General features: G+C 61.7%; 7 protein-coding genes. 1 reads left to right on the top strand and 6 read right to left on the bottom strand.

Annotation, left to right across the window (positions count from 1 at the left end; translation table 11 throughout):
• The 5 genes from ccoG to ccoN all read right to left on the bottom strand — a co-directional run.
• Nucleotides 1-1,188: cytochrome c oxidase accessory protein CcoG (gene ccoG, locus EOA33_RS22070; protein ID WP_190234332.1), on the bottom strand; the 1,188-nt coding region annotated here is incomplete at its 3' end.
• A gap of 171 nt (nt 1,189-1,359) precedes the next feature.
• On the bottom strand, nt 1,360-2,223 hold the full coding sequence (gene ccoP / locus EOA33_RS22065; RefSeq protein ID WP_127406587.1) for a cytochrome-c oxidase, cbb3-type subunit III: 864 nt from the start codon (nt 2,221-2,223) through the stop codon (nt 1,360-1,362).
• A 2-nt stretch (nt 2,224-2,225) separates the two neighbouring features.
• Complete coding sequence (locus EOA33_RS22060) at nt 2,226-2,375, bottom strand: CcoQ/FixQ family Cbb3-type cytochrome c oxidase assembly chaperone (RefSeq protein WP_019860163.1); 150 nt, start codon at nt 2,373-2,375, stop codon at nt 2,226-2,228.
• An 11-nt stretch (nt 2,376-2,386) separates the two neighbouring features.
• The gene (gene ccoO, locus EOA33_RS22055) at nt 2,387-3,118 is read right to left on the bottom strand and encodes a cytochrome-c oxidase, cbb3-type subunit II (RefSeq protein ID WP_126058908.1); all 732 of its coding nucleotides are present in this window, start codon (nt 3,116-3,118) and stop codon (nt 2,387-2,389) included.
• Nucleotides 3,119-3,128: 10 nt separating this feature from the next.
• Nucleotides 3,129-4,739 (bottom strand): cytochrome-c oxidase, cbb3-type subunit I, encoded by a 1,611-nt coding sequence (ccoN, locus tag EOA33_RS22050; RefSeq protein ID WP_127406586.1) that lies wholly within the window; start codon nt 4,737-4,739, stop codon nt 3,129-3,131.
• 241 nt (nt 4,740-4,980) lie between these two features.
• Here ccoN and EOA33_RS22045 point away from each other — a divergent pair, with 241 nt between their 5' ends.
• The gene (locus EOA33_RS22045) at nt 4,981-5,397 is read left to right on the top strand and encodes a hemerythrin domain-containing protein (protein ID WP_127406591.1); all 417 of its coding nucleotides are present in this window, start codon (nt 4,981-4,983) and stop codon (nt 5,395-5,397) included.
• 28 nt (nt 5,398-5,425) lie between these two features.
• Here EOA33_RS22045 and EOA33_RS22040 read toward each other — a convergent pair.
• On the bottom strand, nt 5,426-5,670 hold a 245-nt coding region (locus EOA33_RS22040), incomplete at its 5' end, for a helix-turn-helix domain-containing protein (RefSeq protein WP_127406584.1).

The raw sequence follows: 5,670 nt of genomic DNA, 5'->3' as shown, positions 1-5,670 counted from the left end.
GGTCAGGAGCGAATAGAGCAGCGCGAGCCCGACCGCCGACCATGCGCCCAGATAGATGAAGGTGCGCGGACGGAAGATCTTGCGAATGTGGAAATGCGCCAACTTTTCCGAAAAGGCGCCGTCGGCAGTTCGCACCAGCGAGGGATCCACCGGGCGTGACCCCCCCGCAGTGGCCACAGCCATGTTGGCATTGTAGTCGGACAATGTCGCATAGGAGATCAGTCCGCGCTGCCTGCCGAGCTTGTCCATCACGCTGTCGCAGGCATCGATGCAGAGCGCGCAGGTGATGCATTCGAGCTGCTGACCGTCCCGAATGTCGATACCCATCGGGCAGACAGCGACACAGGCATTGCAGTCGACGCAATCGCCAACTGGCTGTCCGGCGGCAAGGGCTTTCTTGGCATGGCGCGAGCGGGGCTCGCCGCGCCAGTCATTGTAAGTCACAGTGAGCGAATTCTCGTCCAGCATGGCGGCCTGGATGCGCGGCCATGGGCACATGTAGGTACAGACCTGTTCGCGCATCAGCCCGCCGAATGTGTAGGTGGTCGCCGTCAGCACGAGGATGGTCACATAGGCGACCGGCGCGGCCGTGCCATGGAAAACCTCACCGGCCAGTGTCGGCGCATCGGCGAAATAGAAGATCCAGGCGCCGCCGGTTGCTGCCGCTATCACCAGCCAGATGGCGTGCTTCGATGCACGCAGCACCAGCTTGCGTGCCGTCCATGGGCCGGCGTCAAGCTTCATGCGGGCGTTGCGATCGCCTTCGATCGCCTGCTCCACCACCAGGAACAGGTCGACCCATACGGTCTGCGGGCAGGTATAGCCGCACCAAGCGCGGCCGACCGTGGATGTAATCAGGAAGAGGCCGATGCCGGCCATCATCAGAAGTCCAGCGACGTAGTAGAATTCCTGCGGCCATATCTCGATGAAGAAGAAGTAGAAGCGGCGGTTGGCGAGATCGAGCAGCACTGCCTGATCGGGCGCGAACGCGCCGCGATCCCACCGCAGCCATGGCGTCAGGTAGTAGATGCCCAGCGTGATCGCCATCACCAGCCATTTGAAGCGGCGAAAGCTGCCTGAAGCGCGTTTCGGGAAGATCTTCCTGCGCGGGGCATAAAGCGGCTGCCGGACCCTGGCGGAGTTGACCGCCTCTGCCTCCAGCCGTTCCACCTGCGTCTGATCCAGCACCTTCATCTCCATTTGCGCACGACCGATAATCCCGCCCGAGCAACTCTTGCCGCCGGACGGGCTTCGCCGCGTTGATGCAGGTCAATCTTCACATGACGGAATGAAACGAGGCCCGGCGCTGGCCGGGCCTCTACGCTTTGGCGGCCGAGGGCCGAGAATAGGCCCCGCCTCCTATTCTCCGCCGCCAAGCGAATGGACGTAGACCGCAAGCTCCTTGACCTTGGTCTCGCCGAGACGTCCGATCCAGGCTGGCATGACGCCATGTTTCGGCACGCGGACCTGGGCCGCGATGGCCGTCTCGCCCGATCCGTAGAGCCAGATCGCATCGGTCAGGTCGGGCGCCCCGAACTCCCTGTTGCCCTTCGCATTAGCGTCATGGCAGGCGACGCAATTTTCCGCGAACACCTTGGCGCCGGGCTCGATCAGGCCTTTGTCCTGGACCGGACCGGAAAGGCTGGCGACATAGGCGCTGACCTGCTTGATCTGGTCGCCCGTGATGATGTCGCCAAAGGCAGGCATTTCCGATTGCCGCGTATCAGGATTGGAGGCGAAGCGGATGCCGTGCATGATCGTCTGCTCGAGCTGCTCGGCATTGCCGCCCCACAACCAGTCGTCGTCGTTGAGGTTGGGGAAACCCGCGGATCCTTGGGCGCCTGAGCCGTGGCACTGCACACAATTGACCTTGAACGTCGCTCCGCCGGCCGCAACCGCGAATTCACGCAGCGCGTCATCAGCAGCGATCTCGGAGACGGTCTTCGCCTGGATGGCGGCGACATACTTGCCTTTTGCGGCTTCGGCAGCGGCCAACTCGTTCTTGACATCGTTGCGGCTGGAGTAGCCGAGCACGCCCCTTGTCGCCGAAGACAGCATTGGCCACGCCGGGTAGGCGATGGTGTAGCCGATCGCCCAGGCGATGGTGATGTAGAAGGTTATCACCCACCAGCGGGGAAGAGGGTTGTTGAGCTCCTTGATGCCGTCCCACTCATGGCCGGTCGTCGAGATGCCCGAGACGTCGTCGATATGCTCTGTGCTCATGATCAGTCGTCCTTGAGGGGAATGCGGGCGGCTTCGTCAGCTTGGCTGCGACCGCCGGGCCGCAGTGCGAAGGCAATGCATCCGACAAAGAACAGCGCCATGGCGAGCAGGCCCCAGCTGTCGGCGAATTCCCGCATCAGATTGTAATCCATGGTCGGTCTCCTCAGCGGTAGCCGGCGGCTTCGTCGTAGGTCTTGAAATCGACCAGAGTGCCGAGCATCTGGAGATAAGCGACCAAGGCATCCATCTCGGTGACCTGCAGCGGATTGCCGTCGAAGTCGCCGACCTTGGCTTTCGGATAGCGCTTTTCCAGGCCGGACGTGTCGGCACTGGGATCGGCCTGTGCCATCAGATCGGCATTGGCGTTGGCGATCATGTCGTCGGAATAGGGGACACCGACCCGGCTGTTGGCGACCAGATGCGTCGAGAAGTTCTTCACCTCGACCGGCGTATCCTTCAGGAAGGCATAGCGAGGCATGATCGATTCCGGCACCACCGAACGCGGATCGGCGAGGTGCTGCACATGCCAAGCGTTGGAGTAGCGATCGCCGACGCGCGCGAGATCGGGGCCGGTTCGTTTGGAGCCCCACTGGAACGGATGATCGTACATCGACTCCGCCGCCAGGCTGTAGTGACCGTAGCGCTCGACCTCGTCGCGGAACGGCCGGATCATCTGGCTATGGCAGAGATAGCAGCCCTCGCGCACATAGATGTTGCGCCCCGCGAGTTCGAGCGGCGAATAGGGCCGCATGCCTTCGACCTTCTCGATCGTGTTGTCGAGATAGAAGAGCGGTGCGATCTCGACGATGCCGCCGACAGTCACCACGAGCAGCGAGCCAATGAGAAGAAGCGTCGCGTTCTTCTCGATGATTGCGTGTTTGTCCATCAAGCCCATGTGTGGCTCCTTATTCGGCAGGCTGGAGGGCGGGCTCGGAACCCGGCAACGGTTGCTCCTCGCGCTGGTAGCCGAGGATGGTCATGGTGATGTTCCAGGCCATCAGCAGCGCGCCGGAGAGATACATCGCGCCGCCCGCAGCCCGCATCACATAGTAGGGATGCATGGCAGCGACGGTTTCGGCGAAGGAGTAGACCAAGAAGCCCTGCTCATCATATTCGCGCCACATCAGGCCCTGCATGATGCCGGAAACCCACATCACCGCGGCGTAGACGACGATCCCCAGCGTGGCCAGCCAGAAGTGCCATGTGACGAGCCGCAGCGAATACAGACGCTCGCGGTTCCAAAGTTTAGGCACCATGTAATAGATCGCGCCGAACGAGATCATGCCAACCCAGCCGAGCGCGCCGGAATGGACGTGGCCGATGGTCCAGTCCGTGTAGTGCGACAGCGAGTTGACCGCCTTGATCGACATCATCGGACCTTCGAAGGTCGACATGCCGTAGAAGGCGATGGCTACGACCATCATGCGGACAATCGGATCGGTGCGGATCTTGTCCCAGGCGCCGGAGAGCGTCATGAGGCCGTTGATCATGCCACCCCAGGAAGGCATCCACAGCATGATCGAGAACACCATGCCCAGCGTCTGCGCCCAGTCGGGCAGGGCGGTATAGTGCAGGTGATGGGGGCCCGCCCAAATGTAGAGAAAGATGATCGCCCAGAAGTGGATGATCGAAAGCCGGTAGGAGTAGACCGGCCGGTTCACTTGCTTGGGCACGAAATAGTACATCATGCCGAGGAACCCGGCGGTCAGGAAGAAGCCAACGGCGTTGTGGCCGTACCACCACTGCGTCAGCGCGTCCTGAACGCCGGAAAAGGCGGAATAGCTTTTCGAGCCCAGCAGCGAGGCGGGCATTGAGAGGTTGTTGACGACATGCAGCATCGCGATGGTGACGATGAAGGACAGGTAGAACCAGTTCGCGACGTAGATGTGCGGTTCCTTGCGCTTCAGGATCGTGCCGAGGAACAGGATGAGATAAGCGACCCAGACGATGGTCAGCCAAAGGTCCACATACCATTCGGGTTCGGCGTATTCGCGGCTCTCGGTGATGCCAAGCAGGTAGCCGGTCGCGGCCATGACGATGAAAAGCTGATAGCCCCAGAACACGAACCAGGCGAGATCGCCGCCGAAGAGCCGGGCGCGGCAGGTGCGCTGCACAACATACAGAGACGTGCAAAGCAGCGCATTGCCGCCGAAGGCGAAGACAACGCCGGATGTGTGCAGCGGCCGCAGGCGGCCGAAGTTGAACCAAGGCTGGATGTTGAGGTCCGGGTAGGCAAGCTGCAAGGCAATGATCACGCCGACCAGCATGCCGACGACGCCCCAGAACATCGTTGCGATGGCACCGTAACGGACCGGCCCATCCATATAGGCGGAGGGATCAATCGGGACGGGCGCTGCAAAGCTCGTGTTGCGCAGGAGGACAACGACAGAACCGAGCAACACAAAGAACAGCGCCCACATGTGCTGCCGGAAAGGTTCGTCGACACCAAAGCCGGCTGCCACCAGCGCCAGGAAGGTGAAGAAGCACAACAAGACAATTTCCGTGCCGAATTTCATGGCATGTCCCCGACCTTGGATTCTGGTGCGCGGACGTCGATCCGCATCGGCACCAATTCCGCAGTTGCTGCGGTGTCGCCTTGATCCAGGTCAAAGCCGCCTTGTTTTGGATTGGGCAGCCTCGATCCAGCCAAGGGAGACTGCATTGAGCGGGGAGCAAGGACCGTCGTTGTTCGATGCGCGCAGCGAAGACGCGATGGCTTCGGCGCGAGTGGGCAGGGAGGCGATCCCAGCCGCGGTGATGAAGCGCGCGCATTGGGAGAAGCTGCAGCTCTGCGTTGCCCTGGAAAGAATTGCAGACGCCTTGCCAGGCGTCGATCGTCTGAAGTGCCTCGGCACGGCCAACGCGATCGTTCCGCTGCTGCGCAGCATTCATCGATACGAAGAGACGGTCATCTTTCCCGCCTACGAGGTTGCGGTGGCGGCCAACAATGCGGGTGTTGCTTCAATCCAGCGGCTGCGCGCCGAGCACGTCGAAGACGAATGCTTCGCCGACGAGATCACTGAAATTCTGCTGGCGATCGGTCACGGCGAGAGGGTAGATAATGCAGAAGCCATCGGCTTCATGTTGCGCGGTTTCTTCGAAAGCCTGCGCCGGCATATAGCGTTTGAACGCGAGCACGTGCTGCCGCTGATCAGGATCGCAGATTCTGACTAGAACCGCAAGGGCGCCGGCGACGCCGGGTCTAGGCGCCGGAGCGCTGCTCCAGCCGGCCGAGGCTGTCCACCAAAACGCGCCGGTTGTTCTCGATCCGGATGACGTCATCGGTTCGCAGCCTGGTCAACTGGCGGCTTACCGTCTCGATCGTCAGACCGAGGAAATCCGCGATATCCGCGCGCGTCAGCGGCAGATCGAACGTCGCCGACCTGGCCTCCGGGTCGGCTGTGGGGTCGATGTTCCTGGCGATCATCAGGAGGAAGCTTGCCCCCT

It is taken from the genome of Mesorhizobium sp. M4A.F.Ca.ET.050.02.1.1 (assembly GCF_003997725.1).
Taxonomy (GTDB): Bacteria; Pseudomonadota; Alphaproteobacteria; order Rhizobiales; family Rhizobiaceae; genus Mesorhizobium.
Note: the sequence above shows the minus strand (reverse complement) of the source record. Positions and strands in the feature narration are given on the sequence as shown.